We start from the raw sequence: 20,252 nt of genomic DNA, 5'->3' as shown, positions 1-20,252 counted from the left end.
ATGCCGGCGATCACGCCTCCTTCAGAACATGGAGACGGCATCGCCTCAATCAATAAAAAAGGCCGGGAAACCTTCGCTCCCCGGCCCTCTCCTCCACAGTCAACCGCCGATTAGACGTAACGGTTGACGATGTTTTCGAGCAGTTCCTGCTTGCCGGACTTCGGCTGCGGGTTGATGTCCTTGGCTTCGACCCACTCGGCGATCTGCTCGAGCGAGTATTCGCCGCGGGCGAGCTTCTGGCCTTCGGCCGATTCCCAGCCGGCATAGCGGGCATCGAGCGGACCGGACAAAGCCTTGTCCTCGATCATCTTGGCAGCAGCCTTGAGACCGCGGGCGCAGGCATCCATGCCGCCGATATGGCCGATCAGCAGATCTTCCGCGTCGAGTGACTGGCGGCGCAGCTTGGCGTCGAAGTTCGTGCCGCCCGTCGTGAAGCCGCCGCCCTGCAGAACCTGGTAGTAGGCGAGCGCCATTTCAGGAACGTTGTTCGGGAACTGATCGGTATCCCAGCCGGACTGGTAGTCGTTGCGGTTCATGTCGATCGAGCCGAAGATGCCGAGCGCGTTGGCGAGCGCCAGTTCGTGCTCGAAGGAGTGGCCGGCGAGAATCGCATGGCCCTGCTCGATGTTGACCTTAACCTCGTTTTCGAGGCCGTGGTTCTTCAGGAAGCCGTAGACCGTCGCGACGTCGTAATCGTACTGGTGCTTGGTCGGCTCTTGCGGCTTCGGCTCGATGAGGATCGTGCCCTTGAAGCCGATCTTGTGCTTGTACTCGACGACGAGGTTGAGGAAACGGCCGAGATGGTCGAGCTCCTTCTTCAGGTCGGTGTTGAGCAGGGTTTCATAGCCTTCGCGGCCGCCCCAGAGAACGTAGTTGGCGCCGCCGAGCTTCATCGTGGCGTCCATGCAGGTCTTAACCGTCGCGGCGGAGTAGGCGAAAACATCCGGATCCGGGTTGGTGGCGGCACCCGACATGAAGCGGCGGTTGGAGAACAGGTTCGCCGTGCCCCAGAGCAGCTTGGTGCCGGTGGCGGCCTGCTTCTCCGCGAAGTAGTCGACGATCTCGTTCAGGTTCTTGGTGTTTTCGGCAAAGTTCTTGCCTTCCGGGCGCACGTCGGCGTCGTGGAAGCAGTAGAACGGTGCGTCGAGGATCTGGAAGAGTTCGAATGCGACGTCAGCCTTCAACTTGGCGGCCTTCATCGTATCTTCAAACCAGGGGCGCAGGAAGGTCCGTCCGCCGAAGGGGTCGCCGCCCTCCCAGGCAAACGTGTGCCAGTAGGCGACGGCGAAGCGCAGATGGTCTTCCAGGCGCTTGCCGAGAACGACCTCGTCCTTGTTGTAGTGGCGGAAGGCGAGCGGATTGGTGCTCTCAGGGCCCTCGTACTTGATCTTCTGGATGTCGCCGAAGAATCCGGTGCTCATCTCGTGTCTCCTCAGGTTTCGGTTTGTCGTTTTGGGTTCAGTGCTGCAGCGATTTGATCGCCGGGTAGAGAGCGCGGTAGCGCTTGTAGGCATCCTCGTAGGCGCCGGAGAGCGCCGTGACGGGTTCGATCGTGCCCGCCGTCTTCGGCGGTGTGCAGACGGCAACCGGATCTGCCCCGGTGGCGGCGATCAGGCCGAGACGCGCCGCGCCGAACGCAGCGCCGAAGTCGCCGTCGGCGGGCAGGTCGACGGGAACACCCAGCGCCGTTGCGATCGAGGCCAGCCAGTAGCGCGAGCGCGAGCCGCCTCCGATTGCCGTGACGCGGGAAATATCCGTACCCGCCGAGCGCAGCGCTTCGAGATTGTCGCGGATGGCGAAGGACACGCCTTCGAGAACCGCCTGGGTCAACACCACGCGGCTGCTCTCGTGCTCGAGGCCGATGAACGCACCGCGGATGACGGCATCGTTGTGCGGCGTGCGCTCGCCGGAGAGATAGGGAAGGAAGGTGACGCCTGACGGAGCTTTCAGCGTCTCACCGAGTTCAGTCGTCAGGTCCGCAGCCGACTTTCCAGTCACGCTGGAGTGCCAGTTCAGCGCGTCCGTTGCCGAGAGGATGACGCCCATCTGATGCCATGTATTGGGCAGCGCGTGGCAGAAGGCGTGTACGGCGCTTTCCGGCTTTGGCAGATAGGCGGCATTGGCCGCGAAGAGAACGCCCGAGGTACCGAGCGACACGAAGGCCGCGCCATCGCTGACGGTGCCCATGCCGCAAGCCGAAGCCGCGTTGTCGCCGGCGCCGCCGGCAACGACGACACTTCCCGACATGCCCCACTGGCCGGCCAGTTCGCCGCGCAGCTTGCCGCCCTGCTCCGTGCCTTCGATCAGATGCGGCATCTGCTTTTCATCAAGACCGGTTGCCGCAAGCAGCTCGGAGGACCAGGCGCGCTTGCCCGTATCTAGCCAGGAGGTACCGGCCGAATCCGACATCTCGGAGATGTGCTCGCCGGTCAGCCAGAGGCGCAGGTAATCCTTTGGCAGCAGCACCTTAGCGACCTTGGCAAAGATCGCAGGCTCATGCTTGGCAACCCAGGCAAGCTTCGGCGCGGTGAAGCCGGGGAAAACGATGTTGCCGGTCAGCTTGCGGAAACGCGGATCGGAATCGAGCGCCGCCGCTTCGACGTAGGAGCGCGTATCGTTCCAGAGAATGCAGGGGCGCAGCACCTTGTCGTCGGCATCGAGCAGCGTCGCGCCATGCATCTGGCCGGAGAGACCGATGCCCGTCACGGCGGCGAGCTCCTTCGGATGCTTTGCCTTCAGCCCGGCAACGGCTTCTTCCGTCGCGCGGATCCAGTGCGAAGGCTCCTGCTCCGACCAGCCGGAATGCGGGCGCGAGACGTCGAGCGAACCATTGGCCGAGCCGATGATCTTCTGATCGCCGTCGATCAGCATGGCTTTGACGCCGGAGGTTCCGAGATCGAGACCCAGATACATGTGCTTCTCCCTTTGCCGTTACGGCAGATTGTCTTTTAGAAAAATATCGAGGCGGATGCGCTCCTGCGCCTCGATGACGGCAAGCCCGTCCGCCTTCGCCTTGAGGACGCGGATGGCGCTGCGCACTTCATGGCCCGCATTCTGGTTGAGAATTGCGTCAATGGTGCCGTCAAGCAGCGCAGCGCGGGTATGGGCAGTCAGTTCATGGGCTATGACCGTCAGCGACCGATCGACCGCCTTTTCCTTCAGCGCCCTGATCAGGCCACGATTACCAGCGCCGAGGCTGTAGACCCCGATGATATCGCCTTTCTTCGACAGCGCGTCCGCTACCAGCATATACGCCATCTCGGGATCGTCACGGCCTTCGATGACAGGCAGAATGGAGAGCGATGGAAACTCCGCCGCGATAACGGCGGCAAAGCCCTCGAGGCGTTCGCGATGGTCGCGCACCAGCATCGAACCGGCGAGCACGGCGATCTCGCCCTTTGCGCTACCGAGGAAACGGCCCAGCAGCCGCGCGGCTGTACGGCCGGCAGCGATGTTGTCGACACCGGCATAGTGATGGCGCTGCGAGCCGGTAAGATCGGAGACAAGGGTCACCACGGGAATGCCGTCTTTCACCAGTCGGTCGACGGCGTCGCGCACATCAGGCGCATCCGTGGCGACAAGGGCGATCCCCGCAGGCCGCTCCTCGCAAAGCTCATCCAGGACCGTGACGAGCGCAGTCGGATCGAAGGCCGGCACCTCGATCGTGCGAATATCCGTCCGCTCGGCGGGCGAGCGGGCGACGGCGGCGCGTACCTCGTCGTTCAGACCGTGCATGAAGGAGTTGTCGCTGGCCGGGAGGATGAAGACGAGGGGGTAGGTCCGGCCCTTGGCAAGGTTAGCGGCAGCAACGTCCCTGACATAGCCGATCTCTCGAATGGCGTTCTCGACCTTCTCGCGGGTCACGTGGCGTACGCCCGGCCGCTGGTTCAAAACCCGGTCGACCGTCGCCAGGCTGACGCCTGCCGCAGCAGCGATATCGTGAACTGTTGGCCTCATCTTTCCTCCTGACGAGACCTTTAGCTCCAAATTTGATGTACGTAAATCAAAAACTGCAAACGTTTCCGTTCACGTCAAATCTTTGTGCGAAAGCAAAGGCCGGCCCGTTGTCCGGACCGACCTCGCAAGCTGGTTTGATATGCCTTGTTAGTGACCTCCACCACCACCGCCTCCGCCTTGTGGCGCAGGCTTGTCCAGCATCAAGACACCGAAAATCATCGCAAGGAATAACACGGTCAGCATCAGGAAGACGTCACTGAAAGACAGAACGATCGCCTGCTTGGTGACAAGCCCGACCATCTGCTTGATGGCGACAGCCGCACCGTCCATGCCGTAGGTGTTGAAGTTCGCCGTCATGTTGTTCATCTGGTCGATCGCGGCGGGATTTCCCCAGTCGACGTTTTCGCGCAGTCGCTCGTAATGAACATCCTGCCGGTTCGTCAGTACCGTGTTGATGATGGCAAGACCCACCGCGCCGCCAAGGTTGCGAGTCAGATTGAAGAGGCCGGACGCGCCGCGCATACGGGCGGGCGGCATCGTACCGAGCGCGATGTTGTTGATCGGCACCATGCACATCATCAGCCCGAAGCCGCGGAAGATCTGCGGAATAAAGAGTTCGTAGAAGTCCCAGTCCTGCGTCAGGTGCGTCATGATGTAAGTGCCGCACGCGAAGCTGACGAAACCGATGACCATCATCAGCCTGAGATCCATCTTCGTCGACAGCTTTCCGGCGATCGGTGCCGTAAAGAACATCGCGAGGCCAGACACGAACATGGTCTCGCCGATCATCAGCGAATCGTAGCCGCGAATGCGCCCGAGATAGACCGGGTAGATATAAGTCAGACCGTAAAGGCCGATGCCCATGACGAAGGAGAACACCGAGCCGAAAGCGAAATTCCGGTTGGTGAAGGCTCTCAGGTCGACCACCGGAAATTCGACGGTGAAGGCCCGATAGAAGAAGACAACGGCAGCAATCGCAGAGGCGATCGCGCCCATGAAAATATAACTGTCGTTGAACCAGTCGTTGGAGTTGCCTTCTTCGAGCACGTATTCCAGCGCACCGAGGAAGACACCCATCGACAGTAGCCCCCACCAGTCAAACTTCTTGATCAGCGCGAATTCCGGCTTGTCGAAATCGATGAAATTCCAGGTAACGATCGTGACGATGATGCCCGGCACTATGTTGACTAGGAACAGCCAGTGCCAGGAGAAGGCGTGGCTGAGATAACCGCCGACGGTCGGGCCGATCGTCGGCGCAAGCGTTGCGATCAGACCGATGATAGGCGACACGATGCTGCGCTTGGACGGAGGGAAGATGGTGAAGGCGGCCGCGAAGACCGACGGGATCATGCCGCCGCCGATGAAGCCCTGGATGGCGCGGTAGACGATCATCTGGTCGATGTTCGTCGCCGTCGCGCAGAGCGCGCTCGCCATGGTGAACCCTGCAGCCGAGGCCGCGAACAGGTATCGCGTCGAGACGATGCGCGCGAGCGTCCCCGACAGCGGAATCATGATGACTTCCGCGATCAGGTAAGATGTCTGTACCCAGCCGATCTCGTCCGAGCCGGCGCTGAGGCCTGCCTGGATTTCGGCGAGCGATGCCGAGACGATCTGAATGTCGAGGATCGACATGAACATGCCAAGCACCATCGCGAAGAAGGCGATGAGTTTGCGTGGGTCCATGTGCTCCGCGGCCGCCGGAGCGGCCGGGATGGTTCCAACTGTTGCGCTGCCGGCCATGGGCCTACCTCGTCAGGATCTTACTTGCCGGCATCCGGCGCGGTGCGCGTATCAACATCGACGACGACACTAAGGCCGGCCCGCAGGCGGCCGCTGTCGAGAGCATCCTGCGGCAGGGCGATACGCACCGGGACGCGCTGGATGATCTTGGTGAAGTTACCGGTGGCGTTTTCCGGCGGCAGCAGCGAGAAGACCGAGCCGGAGGCCGGAGAGATCGACTCGACCGTGCCAACGATCGGATGATCGCCATAAGCATCGACGTGGACATTGACCTTCGAGCCTGGAACCAGATGCTGGATCTGCGTTTCCTTGAAGTTCGCGTCAATATAGAGCTGCCGAACCGGAACGAGCGCCATCAGACGCTGACCGGGAGACACCAGATCGCCTTCCTGCACCGACCGGTTGCCAACGACGCCGTCGTAGGGCGCCTTCAGGATCGTGAAGGAGAGGTCACGGGCAGCCTTATCGCGCGAAAGCTCCAGCTGGCGGATCGTACCCTCGGCTTCACGGCGCTGCGCCTGCAGGAGTGTGATGTTGGCGTGCGCGGATGCAATCGCGGCATCGCCGCCAACGAGGTTTGCCTTGGCCTGATCAAGCGCGATGTTGGCCGCATCGAGGTTGGCGGTCGTGCCAACGGACTTGGATTGCAACTCGGCAGCGCGGGTCTGGGTGATCTGCGCGCCGCGGACGGTGGCTTGCAGAGCCGTCTTCTGCGCTTCGGCCTGATCAAGACTTGCCTGCCCGCCAGCGATCTGTGCATCGATGCGCTGCAGCGAGAGCTTTTCCGTCTCGAGGGAAGCGACGGCCTGATCGAGGGCGAGCTTGTAGTCGCCGTCATCGAGCGTCGCGAGCACATCGCCTGCCTTGACCTTCTGGTTGGCAACGACGTCAACCTTGGCGACATAGCCCGTAACCTTCGGCGAGATCGTCGCGATGTCGCCTTCGATATAGGCGTCATCGGTCGAGACCATGAAGCGGCCCGTCGTCCACCAATCATAGCCGTACCAGGCAGCCCCCGCGAGTAGCGCAAGGCCGATGATCGGCAGAGCGAGACTGCGTCTTTTCTTCTTCTCGGCAGGAGCGGCCTGTGTGTCGGCAGGAGCCTGCGGCGCGCGCGGTGCTTCTGCAGCGGGAACTGCTGCTTCCTGAGCCTTGCCTTCGGTTTCAGCGGCTTCGCTGACGATACGGGCAACATTGGCTTTTGAATTGGACGACATGGGCGGCTACCGGGCAAATTGAGTGAATTTAATCGAACCGAACGGTTCAGTTCAGTTGACATAGAACCTTTTTCCATTCATATCAAGATATATCGAACCGATTGGTTCGGTTTTATTAACGAAAAATTCGCTGATGCGAACATGGTTAAGGAGCGATGACAGAGCTTTCCGATACGCGCGTGGACGACGCCCCTTCGACGGGCGGCCGATGGGCCGCAGGCGAGGATCCCGCCAAGCGCAAACAGATTCTCGACGGCGCCCGCTGCGTTTTCATGAAGCTTGGCTTCGATGCCGCGAGCATGAACGATGTAACGCGGGAAGCCGGAGTTTCAAAAGGAACGCTCTACGTCTACTTCGCCAACAAGGAAGAGCTGTTCACGGCGATAATCGAAAGTGAACGGGCCGCCTTCATCGCATCGATGCGCACGACGCTCGAAGAACATGATGATGTCGAGGAAGGCCTTCACGACTTCGGTGTAAGCTTCATCGCGCACATGACCGATGAAAAGGTCATCAGCGCCATGCGCACGGTGCTCGGGGTTCGCGAGCGTATGCCGGCTCTCTGTCAACGCTTCTTCAAGGGGCCGGAGAACCTCCGGACTATCCTGCACGACTATCTCGAGCGCTACGTTCAGACCGGGCAATTGCAGATCGAAGACATCGACTTGGCGGCGGGACAGTTCCTCGATCTCTCCAGTGGCAGCTTCTTCAAGTTTCGGCTCTTCGGCAGCATGGAAAAACCGCCGTCAGCGCCCGAGATAGAGCGTGTCATCTGTGGCGCCATCCGTGTTTTCATGGCCGCCTATGGCGCCAAGCGGAGCGATCGCGCCTGACCTTTTGATTTCTTTCTCCATCCGCGCCAGAATCCCGCAACTGGGATCAAGCGCGGTCTGCTACCCTTCGCTATGAAGGAAATGCAGCCAAGGGAGAAAGAATGAGTGCCGTCGCACGAGCGATCTGGTTCATCGAAAGTCATTTCGGCAACGACATTACTCTGGAAGAGATTTCCGACGTCGCCGGGCTTTCACGCTTCCATCTCTCGCGTGTCTTCGGCGTCGTCACCGGGTATTCGATCAGCAGCTATATCCGAACCCGCCGCCTGAGCGGCGCCGCGCGGACGCTGGTCGATCGGCCGGAAAGCATTCTCGAGGTTGCCCTCGACGCGGGCTACGGCTCGCATGAGGCGTTCACCCGTGCCTTTCGCGATCAATTCGGCGTCACGCCAGACGCCGTGCGCAAGCAAGGGCACATACGCAACCTCGCACTTCTGGAGCCTATCCGCATGGACCCCGCTCGCCTTCCCGAACTCGAACCGCCGCGCTTCGAAACCTTGCCGCCGATGCTCTTTGCCGGCTTGCAGGAGACCTACCCCTACGGCGGCAATGCCGCGATCCCGTCGCTATGGCAGACATTCAATACGCATTTCGGCAGCATTCCCGGCCAGATCGGCAATGTCGCCTATGGCGTCTGCACGCATATCGAAGGCGAGGCGGAAAAATTCCGCTACATGGCAGCAGTGGCAGTCGACGACAGCAGCGACCTGCCCGACGGCTTTGTCACTTTGAAAATCCCCGGCCAGCGCTATGCGGTCTTTGCCCATCGCGGCCATGTCTCGGGTATTCCCGCGACGATGCACCGGATCTTCGGGGAATGGGTGCCGAACTCCGCTATGGAATTCAACAGTCTGCCCGACATGTTCGAGCGCTACGACGAGCGTTTTGATCCCTACACCGGCATGGGCCTGACGGAAATCTGTATCCCCATCAAGGAATAAAAGGCGTCCGGCTTTCGTATATCCCCTTGCGCGCTTGCCAAGGCAGGGTGCGTCCGTACATTGCGAGCGTCAGATTCTGTGGCGCAAGGGGATAAACGCCGATGCAAGACATCATGATGCTCGTTCAGGACCCGGCCGCATGGGTGGCTCTCGTCACCCTCGTGGTGATGGAAGTGGTCCTCGGGATCGATAACCTCATCTTCATCTCGATTCTTACAAACAAGCTTCCGCCCGAACATCGCGAGAAAGCGCGCAAGGTCGGCATCGGTCTTGCCCTCATCATGCGTCTTGCCCTCCTCGGCACCATTGCCTGGATCGTGAAGCTGACGACGCCGATCTTCGAACTGTTTGGCCACGGCTTCTCCTGGAAGGACATCATCCTCATCGCTGGCGGTCTTTTCCTGCTATGGAAGGCGACGAAGGAAATCCATCACAACGTCGATCCGGCCGATCACAACGAAGCTTTCATTGGCACGGCGGCGACGGCCGGCTTTACAGCCGCAATCGGCCAGATCCTGCTACTCGACCTCGTCTTCTCGGTTGACAGCATCATCACCGCTGTCGGCATGACACCGCACCTGCCGATCATGGTCGTCGCCGTGATTGCCGCCGTGACCGTCATGCTGGTTGCCGCAACGCCACTCGCGAACTTCATCGAGAGAAACCCGACCATCGTCATGCTGGCCCTCGCCTTCCTGATGATGATCGGCACGACCCTGATCGCCGAAGGCATGGGCTTCCACGTTCCGAAGGGCTACGTCTATGCCGCGATGGCCTTCTCCGCCTTGGTGGAAGTGCTCAACATGTTCGCCCGCAATGCCCGCCAGCGGAAAAAGCAAGGCGGTCACTAAAGTGCTGCGGGCGCGGTTCTATGCCGCGCCCTACAACATGTCTCCCAAACTCCAGTGGTTGCCCCAACGCGCGTCGATCTCGTCATCGACGTTCTGGTAGCGGATATCGGTGGACAGTCTGATCCGGTTCGAAGCACTCTGGTTGGTGGTCGAGGCGTGGATCATGTAAGGGCTGTGCAACACCACGTCGCCGGCCTCGTAGTCGGCGATCAGCCACCGCGTGTCGAAGCGCTCCGCCATCTCGGGAAGGTCCTTTGAGACCCAGCCACCCTCCGTCATGTTGCGATTGAAGGCGCTGATCCGCTCTTCTGCCGACAGGTCGAGGCTGTTCCTGGAGAACTCCTCTTCCATGCGAACGCCGATGGCGTGGGAGCCCTCGAGATAGACGAGCCCGCCCATGTCAACCGACGTATCGCCGATCGGGATCCACGCCGTCACCAGCCGGTTGGTGCCACCGCGCAGATAGACGAGATCGTAGTGCGCCGGTGTCGCGGTCGTCGTGTTCGGCTGGGTAAACCGCATGATCTTGCGCTTATGCAGGTAGGAAATGCCGGAGAGGAACTCGTCCATGAATTGCGCAAGCCGTGGCTGTGCGCAAAAACCCTCGAAGGCGACCGAGCGGACGAGCGACATCAAGATGCGATCCACCTGGCCTTTGTCCAACACCGTGCCGGCCGACAAACCGAGGATCGGATCGGAACCTACTGGGATCAACCCGCCCCGCGCCAGATGCGAGAAAACCCAACCACGAAAGCCATTGACCACGTCAGGATCGAGAAAGCGCTTCAACCACACATAGCCGTTCTCGCGATAGAGCCCACGGATCGCTGCAACACCTATCGACGGGTCCGTCGGCACGAGTTCGCCCAACCGGTTCGCCGCCATCGAGAGGATTTTCCCGTTGGCGACCAAGTCGACCGCCGGCTGACCTGGCCTGAGATCCACAGCAAGACTTGACATTTCGATCACTCCCAAAGCGAAATAGGTACTGCAAATCTGCTATAAAAATCATTGTCACTCCATGGACAGAAGAAACGCCTGGACTTTTCGCTCATGACTGAGGAGCCAATTGCCCTCTATCGCTCGACCTCCGGCCCCACTGCGCTCGCGGTTATCGGCTTCGGTCGGCAACGAGTCGGCACGCGGATCGTTGGCCGTCGGCTGCCGATGCACGCGGTCGTTCTCGTGGAGGCCGGGCACGGTACGCTGCAGACGGCGAAGGCTGGTGTTCACGAGGTCAACGGCCCGGCGCTCTTCTGGCTGCCCGCCGGGACTCTGCATTCCTACGGCCCGAGCGAAGGGGAGAGCTGGGACGAGCGATGGGCGCTCTTCGAGGGCACGCTGATGGCGGACATGATCCGGCAGCGTCTAGTCTCACCAGCAGAACCGGTGGTGCGACTGCAGAATCTTCGCGAGATGCAGCGTCTTTTCGGCACCCTTCATTCTGATTTTGCGACGGCCGATCCGATCAGCCTCGCATCGGCCGCTGCCACGCTTCACCGCATCGCCATCCAGTCCGCCCGGCAGGCAAACGCGGACAGCGGCGACACGGCAGAGACGAGGATCGAGTTCGCCATCGAGACCCTGCAGCGCCGTGCGTTCGAGCCGACGGACATGCAATCCGTCGCGCGCGAGCTCGGCATGTCTCCGGCAACGTTGCGGCGGCGTTTTCAGGCAGCCATCGGCCTATCGCCGAAGGGCTTCCAGCTGCGCCTGCGCATCGATAGGGCAAAGCAGTTGCTGACGACCTCCGATCTCTCGATCGAGGCGATTTCGAATGCCGTTGGCATCGACGATGCATTCTATTTTTCGCGGCTGTTCCAGGATCGCGAGCGTTGTTCGCCGAGCGAGTTTCGTCGCCAGCACCGTAGAACATGACTGCGGCAGGTTGAAACCGGCCGCAGTCACCCATCAATTGACCGAACTGAGCTTAGTGCGCACCGGCACCTCCGGCCTGCGTCTTCCGCGTGAAGAGGAGGGCGAACGCGGCGATCGCAAGCACGACGCCGATGACGGCGAACGTATCGCTGAAGCCGAGGATCAGCGCCTGTCGCTTGACGATCTGGCCCAAGGCGACGATGGCTTTTTGGGTGGCGACGGCCGGGTCCGAAACGCCGTGCACCAGGAAATAGTTCGTCGTCTGGGTGAGCCGGCCGCGAACCTCATCGCGGGCAAGTGTCACCGACTGACCGATGATGTTCGAATGGAACTGCTCGCGCTTCGTCAGGATCGTACCGAGCGAGGCCGTGCCGACTGCACCACCGAGGTTGCGCAGCATGTTCGTCAGGCCCGAGGCCGCCGCGGCGTCAGCCGCTGCGATACCGCCCGTCGTGATCGCAGTGACCGGCGTGATGACCAGTGCCTGACCCATGGCGCGCACGATGTTCGGGATCCAGAACTGGTCACCGGCATTGTCAGGCGACAACCAGATGTTCATGAAGCAGCTGATCGCAAAGACGCTCACGCCGACGACGGCGAGCATACGGACATCGACGCGCTTCATCATCCATGGGATGAGCGGGATCAGCATCAATTGCGGCAAACCAGTCCAGGCGAGAACGTTGCCGATCTGCTCAGCGTTGTAGCGCTGCACCTGGCCGAGATATTGCGGAACGATGTAGACGGACCCGAACAGGGCTACGCCGACCAGCACGTTGACGAAAACACCGATGCCGAAATTGCGCTGCTTCAGCAGGCGCAGCTTCACCAGCGGCTTTTCGACCTTGAGCTCGATCCAGATGAAGGCTGCAAGGAAGACAACAGCAACGATGCTGAGCTTGATGATGAAGGGCGAGGAGAACCAGTCATCCTTGTTCCCTTCCTCGAGCACCGTCTGCAGGGCAGACAGGCCGATTGCCATGGTGGCGATGCCCGCCCAGTCGCCTTCCTTCAGCAAATGCAACTGCATCGGTTGCTTCTGCAGCGTCAGAGCAAGAGCCACTGCCATGATGGCACTGGGAAGGGTATTGATAAAGAAGATCGTCTGCCAGCCGTAGTTCTCTGTCAGATATCCGCCGATCGTCGGCCCGATGGCAGGCGCGAAGGTCACGGACAGCGCAAAGAGCGCCAGGCCGAGCGGCTGCTGGCTCTTGGGCAGCTTGGTCAGCACCATGGTGAAAGCCATGGGGATCAAGACGCCGCCGGCGAACCCCTGGAGGCCGCGAAATAGGATCATAGTGCCAAGGTCGTGCGCGAACGCGCATGCCATTGAAAACAGCGGAAAGAGGATGGAATTGACGAGGATGTAGCGGCGAAACGAGAAGACGCTGCTGAAATAGGCCGTCAGCGGTATGACGACGATCTCGCCGATCAGATAGGAGGTGGAGATCCAGGCGCCGTTGTCGACGCCCGTTCCGATGCCGCCCTCGATGTTGAGCAGCGAAGCATTGGTGATCTGGATGTTGAGAATTGCCATGAACGCGCCGATCATGCCGGCGCAAACGGCTATCCAATCCTTCGTGCTGGCTCGCGGCTGGGAGACTGCAATTGAAGTAGACATGACAAGATCCTCATCCCGCGCCCGTTACGCTCCATGAGCCGTATCGGCGGCCTTGGTGTCGATGCTTGGCTGCACCGACATGCCGGGGCGAAGATCACCGTTGGCAGTGTCTTTGCCATCGAGCACGATCTTGACCGGGATACGCTGCACAACCTTGGTGAAGTTGCCCGTAGCGTTATCAGGCGGCAGCAGAGCGAATTCCTGGCCACTTGCCGGCGCGATACTGTCGACATGACCGCGATAAGTTCGGCCCGGGAACGTATCGACTTCGATTTCGACCGGCTGGCCGGCATGCACGTCGGTCAGCTGTGTTTCCTTATAGTTCGCAATGATGTAGGCCGCGCTGACGGGAACGACCGACATCAGCTGTGTGCCTGCCTGGACGTATTGCCCAACGCGCAAGGTGCGGTTGCCAACGGTGCCATCGACCGGCGCGACGATCGTCGCGTAGGAAAGGTTGAGTTCGGCCTGATGCTCGATCGCCTGGCTTCGGGCCAGAGTGGCCTTTGCCTGCGCAAGCTCGGCGTTCAGAAGATCGACCTGCTTGACCGCGGCGTCGAGGGCGGCGGTATCGCGCACGATGGTCGCCTGAGTGGCGGCGATCTGCGACGCGGCCTGCTGGGCAGTCTGGACCGGGGCATAGCCGCTTGTGGCGAGGCTCGAATAGCGCTTGTTGTTCTGTTCGGCGAAAGTCTCGTTCGCCTTGTCGACCTCGACGGTGGCGCGGGCGGCCGCGATCGTCGATTGCTGGATCTCGAGGGCGGCCTGCTTCGCGCTCAATGTGGCCGTAGCGGCGGCAACGTCCGCCTTTGCTTGATCTAGCGCTGTGCGGAAATCGCGGTCGTCGATGCGTGCAAGCGGCTGACCAACCCTGACCGGTTCGTTGTCCCGCACAAGCACTTCGGCGAGATAGCCAGAGACCTTGGGGGCAATCGTGCTGTTATCTGCCTTCACGTAGGCGTCGTCGGTCGACACGTGGAAACGGCCGACCGTCCAGTAATCGTGTCCGTAGTAAGCACCGGCGGCGACGATTGCGAGCGCGGCCGCGCCGAGCAGCAACGACCGGCCCGGTCGGCGCTTGCGGGCCGCCGCGCTGGTCGCGGCAGCGGCCGGCGCTGCAACAGGCACCGGCTTGCCGGCATCGAGTGTTTCCGGCGCTATCTCCGCCACTGTTTCGGTGGTTGGGGCGTTGTTGTTGAGAGCATGCAGCTTCTGGACAGTCATCGTTTTCTCCGGATCAGGGTCGCTGTCAGAGGAAGCTGCGGCCGTGATGTATAAAAGGAAAATTGACGTTTTCCAAAATATGCTCTATAAAATCGATGTCAACACGAATTTGGAAAATAGTGATGGTCCAAAATCACGAAGTCGAGAGAAAGCCACGTGGCAGACCGCAAATGCGCTGCGACGAGGACACCAGGAGCGTCATCATCGAGGCTGCAAGCCGGCAGTTTCATGAGAATGGCTTCGCAACAGCCAGCATCGCGGCGATTGCGCTGGAAGCAGGCGTATCGACGAAGACGCTCTACCGCCTCTTTCCAACGAAGGCCGACCTCTTTTCGGACCTTATTTCTGATCGAATTGGCCGTTTTCTGTTGGCGCTTGACCCGACGACGCTTGCGGCAGCCGATCTGCGCCAAGGGTTGGAGCGGATGCTGATGGCCTACGGCATGCTGACTCTCTCGGAAGATACGATCACCATGATACGGCTTGTGATTGGCGAGTCGGACCGCTTCCCGGAAATCGCTAACTCGTTCTACGAACGAGCAGTGGTCCGAACGAATACGTTGATGGAGGGATGGCTGCGCAGGCAGATGGAGCGCGGCGTGATCACCCTTGAGGATCCGCATGCAGCATGTGGCATGTTGCGCGGGATGATGACGATGGAGCCGCAGCGCGCGACAATGCTGCGCCAGCGGCCCGCGCCTGGGATCGAGGAGATCGCCGCCCGGGCGAAGATGTGCGCTGATCTGTTTCTGAACGGGGCCGCCGTCGTTCGGGTATGACGGCCGCGCTGGCTAATTGGGCATCAGGCCGATGCTGACAGTTCCTTGTCGACCGCAGAGACCAGTCGCTGATCTTCGGCGGTGACATCGGGCGCAAACCGCGCCACGATCTTGCCATCGCGGCCAATCAGAAACTTTTCGAAATTCCAGAGGATATCGCTCTTGTCGCCGGTCTCGATGCCGTGATTGCGCAGGCGCTCCCGCATCGGGCCATCACCCACCGCAGTAACCGCCGAACTGGTCAGCAATTGATAGAGCGGATGCTTGTCATCGCCCTTGACCGAGATCTTCGAAAAGATCGGGAACTTCACGTCGTATGTCAGAGTGCAGAACTCGACGATCTCGGCATCCGTGCCCGGCTCCTGCCCCTTGAAATTGTTCGCCGGAAAGGCGGCAATCACGAAGCCGCGCTCGCGCTTGTCCTCATAGAGCTTCTCAAGCCCTTCGTACTGGACCGTCAGACCACATTTTGAAGCGACGTTGACGACCAGGATCACCTTGCCGCGGTGATCGTTCAGCGTCGTTTCGCGACCGTCAGCCAGCTTCACCGGTATGTTCAAAAGATCCGTCATCGCTATCTCCAGTATGAATTCCGCGGCGGAAGCTATACCCACCAGTGCATTTGTCCAGCCGTCCGATAGCGTCCACTGGCAAAATCAAACAAAACAGCTAGTTTGCCGGGAGAGCACGGGAGGGCGCGACGAAAGATGGGGCTGGAATTACTGGTGGCGGCCGCTGTTTTCGCTCTGCTCATGACAGCCTCGATCGGAACGATGCTGACCTACTCGAAGCTGCCGGTTCATCACCGCCAAGACGAGACCAACACGGTCGTTCGGCTCGTCGCCAACATCTTCGTCGTCATGACGTCGCTCGTCTTTGGCCTGATGATCAACTCGTCAAAGAATACCTTCGGCGAGATCGACAAGAACGTTCACGCCTTCGCGACGCAGATCATTCTTCTCGACCGGACCTTGCGCACCTACGGCCTCGAAGCCACCGAGACTCGCAAGCGGCTGCAGAATTACGTCGAGAAAGCCCTCACCAATCCGGCACGCACGGCGCCGGATCCACTGGTCAAGAGTGACCGCACGAGCGAATTTGCGCTCAATGCCGTCGGCGACAGTCTTTCACTGATCAGGCCATCCGACCCCGGGCATATTGCGCTGTGGAACGATGCCCGCCAGCAGTACCAGAGGATCGTCGAGCAGCGATGGGTCATCGTCGAACAGTCGGAAGGCGTCATTCCACGGCCACTTATCAGTATGTTGACGGCCTGGCTGACGTTGATCTTTGCGAGCTTCGGCTATCGAGCGCCGCGAAACACCATCGTGGTGCTGATGTTCTCCATCTCGGCGCTGCTGATATCTCTATCGATCTTCGTAGTGCTCGATATGGATATCCCATTCTCAGGCTGGATCCAGATCTCCGACACGCCTCTGCGCAGGGCGCTGGCCGAGCTGCAACAATAGCGGCTCCGAATCCCGTGCCGCCGCCACGAGACGGCACGACTCGCCTCGGCTTCAGCGAACGGCAACCGTTGGCCAATCAATGAAATCGGCCTTGGCCCCGGCAAGCGTATCGCGACTGCGGGAGACCACGTCATGCGGGAAGCCGAGCGGTATGGCGCTCGCTTCGTCGAGGCGACGGACCTGCTCGTCGGTAAGCCTCACCTCAAGCGCTGCGAGGTTATCAGACAGCTGCGCCGCCGTGCGAGGTCCGATGATCGGCAGCGTGCCCTTCTGCAAGACCCAGGCGATGGCAACCTGGCCGGCGGAGACACCGGTTTCCTCGGCAATGGCAAGCACGGCGTCAACCGTTGCGGTCTTGCGGGCATCGCTTTCGGCATGAATGACGACGCCAAGCCCCTGCTGGCGGCCGGTTTCACCCTTGCGGTACTTGCCAGTCAGTAGTCCGCCGCCGAGCGGCGACCAGCCGACGGTACCCAGACCAAAGGCGGCCGCCATCGGCAGAAGCTCGCGCTCGGACGTGCGCTCGACAAGGCTGTATTCCAGTTGCAGGGCCGACAGCGGCGCCCAACCCCGCAGTTCCGCAAGCGTCGCACCCGTCGCGACGCGCCAGGCCGGAAAATCGGAGAGGCCAGCGTAAAGGATCTTGCCCGAGCGGACGAGATCGTCGAAGCCGCGCATGATTTCGTCGATCGGCGTCACCGCATCAGGCATATGGGCCCAGAGGAGATCGATGCGATCGGTGCCGAGCCGCTTCAGGCTCGCTTCGACTGATTGCACCATCGCCTTGCGGCTGTTCCCGGTAGCCTGCAGGCGGGCTCCATGACGATCCCCGAGGGAGAACTTCGTCGCGACGACGATGTCATCACGGTCGCTGGCGATGAATTCGCCTAGCATCGTCTCAGACTGGCCGAATTGATACTGATCTGCCGTATCGACAAAGTTGCCACCCGCATTGCGGTAGCCATCAAACACGACTTTAGCCTCCTCACGGCTCGAGCCGTAGCCCCAGCCGGTTCCGAAGTTGCCCGTGCCGAGTGCCAGGCTGGAGACGCGAAGGCCGGTCCGGCCGAAGATCCTGTAGCGCATTGTTATCGTCCTCTTTCCATTGGTCATCAATTTTAAATGACGATCGTCATTCATTTGCATTTAAATGACGGACGTCATATAATTTGTCAAGAGCAAATTAGGAGAGACCAAAATGCGCCCAACCAAGGAACAGGCAGACCAAAACCGCCGGCGGATCATCGAGGCGGCCGGAAGGCTGTTTCGCGAGAAGGGAATCCATGCGGTCGGCGTCGATGAGGTTATGAAAACGGCCGGACTTACACATGGCGGCTTTTATGGTCATTTCAAATCGAAGGGCGACCTCGCGACCGAGGCTTTGAGCCACGCCATGGATGAAAGCCTGAGATCGGAGCAGGATTTTCCCTCGGTCGCGGCTTTGGCCGAGACCTACCTCTCCAAAGCGCATCGAGACGAAGCCGAAAACGGCTGCACAGTGGCCTCCCTCGGCCCGGAACTTGCGCGTCTGCCGAGCGGAAAGCGTGGCGTGATCGCTAGTTATGTCAGGAAGCGCATAGATCAGATGGAGACATTGCAGGAAAAGACCGGCGGCCAAGCCGATCGCGGCAAAGCGATTGCCGATCTTGCAAGTCTAGTCGGCGCCCTTGTCATGGCGCGCGCGGTCGATGACGAGGCTCTCTCTGACGAAATTCTCGCGGAAACCATCCGCGTCGTCGGTAACGGCTGAGATCGTTATCCCCATCCCGATCGCTGACGTCTGTCCGAGCTTTTGCGCACCGCCGGGGATTGAATAGCCGACGGCGCGGTACAGTTATGACTTCACGGCAGGAGGTTCTCTGCTGCCGAGTTTCAGTTTTCGGAAGAGCATGACGACCCAACAGATACTCGCCTTCGGCGTCATCGGCCTGATGATGGCGGTCTTCATCTGGGACCGGTTTCGCTATGATCTGGTTGCATGTTGCGCTTTGGTGCTGGCCATCTGTGTCGGCATTGTGCCTTTCGACAAGGCATTTTCCGGCTTCAGCGACGATATTGTCATCATCGTCGGCAGTGCGCTCGTGGTCAGTGCCGGTGTGGCGCGTTCGGGCATCGTCGACAGTACCATCAAGCGCTTCTTCCCCAACCTGACCAAGCCGCACGCACAGCTCGCCTTGCTGCTCATCGTCGTTGCGATTCTATCGGCCTTCATCAAGAATATCGGCGCGCTGGCGATCATGATCCCGGTCGCCTTCCAGTTTGCCCGAAAAAGCGGGAGGTCACCGTCGCTTTACCTGATGCCGATGAGCTTTGCCGCGCTTCTCGGCGGGTTGATGACGCAGATCGGCACCTCACCGAACATCGTGGTCTCCCGCCTGCGCAGTGAAATCACCGGGGCGCCCTTCACGATGTTCGACTTCACACCCGTGGGAGCGACGCTCGCTCTGGTTGGCATCGTCTTCTTGATCCTTTTCCACTGGCTCGTTCCCGAGCGGCAGAACGAGAACCCATCGCTTGAAGAAGCGTTGGATTTGAAGAACTATTTCTCCGAAGCAACGGTGGTGGAAGGCTCCGGCTTCGAAGGCAAGAAGCTCAACGAAATCCTCCAGCTCGGTGATGGCGAAGTGGTCGCAACCGCGATCCTTCGCGGGCATTCGCGCCTAGCGCCGTTCCCCGACATTCTCCTGAAGCCGGGCGATACGATTCTGCTGGAGGGTCGTCCTGAAGCCCTGGACCGCGTCGTTTCCAACGCAAAGCTCAAGCTTTCAGGCAAGCCGATCCCCGAAGCAAAGACGGAAGGCGACGTGACTTCGATCGAAGCAGTGGTCTCCTCCGAGTCCATGCTGATCGGCTGGTCCGCGCGCCAGCTCTCGCTCTGGAACCGCCGGCGCATCAACCTGCTTGCGGTCAGCCGACACGGCCACCGGCTGACGGAACGGCTAAGCGAAGTCACGCTGCGCGCCGGCGACGTTCTTGTGTTGCAGGGCAGCCGTCGAAACCTGCCGACCTTCCTCCAGGAATTCTCCTGTCTTCCGTTGGCGCAGCGCGAGATCATGCTTGGGACGCCGCGCAGGGCCTACGTGCCGCTGCTGATCCTCGCGATTGCCATGGCGGTGACGGCGGCCGGAATGATTCCGGTTTCGGTCGCCTTCTTCTGCGCGGCGCTTGCGATGGTGGTTTTCCGGGCAGTCCCCCTCGCCGAGGTCTACAAGGCGGTGGACGGCCCGATCCTCATCATGCTTGCCGCCCTGATCCCCGTCTCCGACACATTGCGAACGACCGGCGGCAGTGATCTGATTGCCGGGTGGCTTGGCCATTTTGCGGCCCAGATGCCGCCCTTCGGCGCATTGGCGCTGATTGTCATTACCGCCATGGCGGTGACCCCGTTCCTCAACAACGCCGCAACGGTTCTGGTCATGGCGCCGATAGCGGCGAGCTTTGCCCACACCCTGGGCTATAGACCGGAAGCCTTTCTGATGGGGGTCGCCATCGGGGCAGGCTGTGATTTCCTGACGCCGATCGGCCACCAATGCAACACGCTTGTCTTCGGCCCGGGCGGCTACCGTTTCAGCGATTACCCCCGTCTCGGCCTGCCGCTGTCCTTGATCATCGTCCTCGTCAGCGTACCGGTTCTTCTATACGTCTGGCCGGTTCGTTGACCCAACTGCCCATTTTCCTTGACGTGCGCGGTCGAATATGGCCTTAAGGCCAGCCAAATGGGCAATCGGCGGATGAACGGGGG

Annotated in this window: 18 protein-coding genes; 8 read left to right on the top strand and 10 right to left on the bottom strand. The window is 60.6% G+C overall.

The genetic code is table 11. The features are described 5' to 3' along the window. Positions 1–110 precede the first annotated feature (110 nt). The 5 genes from xylA to RGCCGE502_RS24945 form a co-directional block, all read right to left on the bottom strand. Complete coding sequence (gene xylA / locus RGCCGE502_RS24965; RefSeq protein WP_016556986.1) at positions 111–1,421, bottom strand: xylose isomerase; 1,311 nt, start codon at positions 1,419–1,421, stop codon at positions 111–113. A 37-nt stretch (positions 1,422–1,458) separates the two neighbouring features. Further along, positions 1,459–2,913: a xylulokinase gene (xylB, locus tag RGCCGE502_RS24960; protein ID WP_016556985.1), complete on the bottom strand. Its 1,455-nt coding sequence runs from the start codon at positions 2,911–2,913 to the stop codon at positions 1,459–1,461. Between the two features lie 18 nt (positions 2,914–2,931). Beyond that, positions 2,932–3,957 carry a LacI family DNA-binding transcriptional regulator gene (locus RGCCGE502_RS24955; RefSeq protein WP_016556984.1) on the bottom strand — a complete coding sequence of 342 codons (1,026 nt, stop codon included), beginning with the start codon at positions 3,955–3,957 and terminating at the stop codon, positions 2,932–2,934. Between the two features lie 147 nt (positions 3,958–4,104). Then, positions 4,105–5,697, bottom strand: coding sequence for a DHA2 family efflux MFS transporter permease subunit (locus tag RGCCGE502_RS24950; RefSeq protein WP_016556983.1), 1,593 nt, complete (start codon positions 5,695–5,697; stop codon positions 4,105–4,107). Between the two features lie 20 nt (positions 5,698–5,717). Then, positions 5,718–6,914, bottom strand: a complete 1,197-nt coding sequence (locus RGCCGE502_RS24945; protein ID WP_016556982.1) for an HlyD family secretion protein — start codon at positions 6,912–6,914, stop codon at positions 5,718–5,720. 155 nt (positions 6,915–7,069) lie between these two features. Between RGCCGE502_RS24945 and RGCCGE502_RS24940 the strand changes: the two genes are divergently transcribed. The 3 genes from RGCCGE502_RS24940 (at position 7,070) to RGCCGE502_RS24930 (ending at position 9,539) form a co-directional block, all read left to right on the top strand. Beyond that, positions 7,070–7,747 carry a TetR/AcrR family transcriptional regulator gene (locus RGCCGE502_RS24940; RefSeq protein ID WP_016556981.1) on the top strand — a complete coding sequence of 226 codons (678 nt, stop codon included), beginning with the start codon at positions 7,070–7,072 and terminating at the stop codon, positions 7,745–7,747. A gap of 101 nt (positions 7,748–7,848) precedes the next feature. Beyond that, complete coding sequence (locus tag RGCCGE502_RS24935; protein WP_016556980.1) at positions 7,849–8,688, top strand: AraC family transcriptional regulator; 840 nt, start codon at positions 7,849–7,851, stop codon at positions 8,686–8,688. A gap of 101 nt (positions 8,689–8,789) precedes the next feature. Further along, positions 8,790–9,539 carry a TerC family protein gene (locus tag RGCCGE502_RS24930; protein WP_016556979.1) on the top strand — a complete coding sequence of 250 codons (750 nt, stop codon included), beginning with the start codon at positions 8,790–8,792 and terminating at the stop codon, positions 9,537–9,539. 30 nt (positions 9,540–9,569) lie between these two features. Here RGCCGE502_RS24930 and RGCCGE502_RS24925 read toward each other — a convergent pair whose 3' ends face one another. After that, the gene (locus RGCCGE502_RS24925; protein WP_016556978.1) at positions 9,570–10,499 is read right to left on the bottom strand and encodes a phytanoyl-CoA dioxygenase family protein; all 930 of its coding nucleotides are present in this window, start codon (positions 10,497–10,499) and stop codon (positions 9,570–9,572) included. 93 nt (positions 10,500–10,592) lie between these two features. Here RGCCGE502_RS24925 and RGCCGE502_RS24920 point away from each other — a divergent pair, with 93 nt between their 5' ends. Continuing rightward, complete coding sequence (locus RGCCGE502_RS24920; RefSeq protein WP_016556977.1) at positions 10,593–11,417, top strand: AraC family transcriptional regulator; 825 nt, start codon at positions 10,593–10,595, stop codon at positions 11,415–11,417. Positions 11,418–11,469: 52 nt separating this feature from the next. On the opposite strand, the gene RGCCGE502_RS24915 is transcribed toward RGCCGE502_RS24920, so the two are convergent. Further along, complete coding sequence (locus RGCCGE502_RS24915) at positions 11,470–13,038, bottom strand: DHA2 family efflux MFS transporter permease subunit (protein ID WP_016556976.1); 1,569 nt, start codon at positions 13,036–13,038, stop codon at positions 11,470–11,472. Between the two features lie 24 nt (positions 13,039–13,062). Further along, entirely contained in the window at positions 13,063–14,262 is a 1,200-nt protein-coding gene (locus RGCCGE502_RS24910; RefSeq protein WP_016556975.1) for an HlyD family secretion protein, read from the bottom strand. A gap of 122 nt (positions 14,263–14,384) precedes the next feature. Here RGCCGE502_RS24910 and RGCCGE502_RS24905 point away from each other — a divergent pair, with 122 nt between their 5' ends. After that, a complete protein-coding gene (locus RGCCGE502_RS24905; RefSeq protein WP_016556974.1) occupies positions 14,385–15,041 on the top strand; it encodes a TetR/AcrR family transcriptional regulator in 657 nt (218 codons plus the stop codon). Positions 15,042–15,064: 23 nt separating this feature from the next. On the opposite strand, the gene RGCCGE502_RS24900 is transcribed toward RGCCGE502_RS24905, so the two are convergent. Continuing rightward, entirely contained in the window at positions 15,065–15,613 is a 549-nt protein-coding gene (locus RGCCGE502_RS24900) for a glutathione peroxidase (protein WP_016556973.1), read from the bottom strand. 135 nt (positions 15,614–15,748) lie between these two features. Between RGCCGE502_RS24900 and RGCCGE502_RS24895 the strand changes: the two genes are divergently transcribed. Then, on the top strand, positions 15,749–16,510 hold the full coding sequence (locus RGCCGE502_RS24895; RefSeq protein WP_016556972.1) for a bestrophin-like domain: 762 nt from the start codon (positions 15,749–15,751) through the stop codon (positions 16,508–16,510). 51 nt (positions 16,511–16,561) lie between these two features. On the opposite strand, the gene RGCCGE502_RS24890 is transcribed toward RGCCGE502_RS24895, so the two are convergent. Beyond that, positions 16,562–17,596: an aldo/keto reductase gene (locus tag RGCCGE502_RS24890; protein ID WP_016556971.1), complete on the bottom strand. Its 1,035-nt coding sequence runs from the start codon at positions 17,594–17,596 to the stop codon at positions 16,562–16,564. Between the two features lie 112 nt (positions 17,597–17,708). On the opposite strand from RGCCGE502_RS24890, the gene RGCCGE502_RS24885 reads away from it, so the two are divergent. Together RGCCGE502_RS24885 and RGCCGE502_RS24880 are read left to right on the top strand one after the other, a co-directional pair. Then, positions 17,709–18,260: a TetR/AcrR family transcriptional regulator gene (locus tag RGCCGE502_RS24885; RefSeq protein ID WP_016556970.1), complete on the top strand. Its 552-nt coding sequence runs from the start codon at positions 17,709–17,711 to the stop codon at positions 18,258–18,260. A gap of 139 nt (positions 18,261–18,399) precedes the next feature. Beyond that, the gene (locus RGCCGE502_RS24880; protein ID WP_016556969.1) at positions 18,400–20,169 is read left to right on the top strand and encodes an SLC13 family permease; all 1,770 of its coding nucleotides are present in this window, start codon (positions 18,400–18,402) and stop codon (positions 20,167–20,169) included. The last annotated feature ends 83 nt before the right edge of the window (positions 20,170–20,252 follow it).

It is taken from the genome of Rhizobium grahamii CCGE 502 (assembly GCF_000298315.2).
Taxonomy (GTDB): domain Bacteria; phylum Pseudomonadota; class Alphaproteobacteria; order Rhizobiales; family Rhizobiaceae; genus Rhizobium; species Rhizobium grahamii.
The sequence above is the reverse complement of the archived record's forward strand: the minus strand, read 5'-3'. Positions and strand labels throughout refer to the sequence as shown.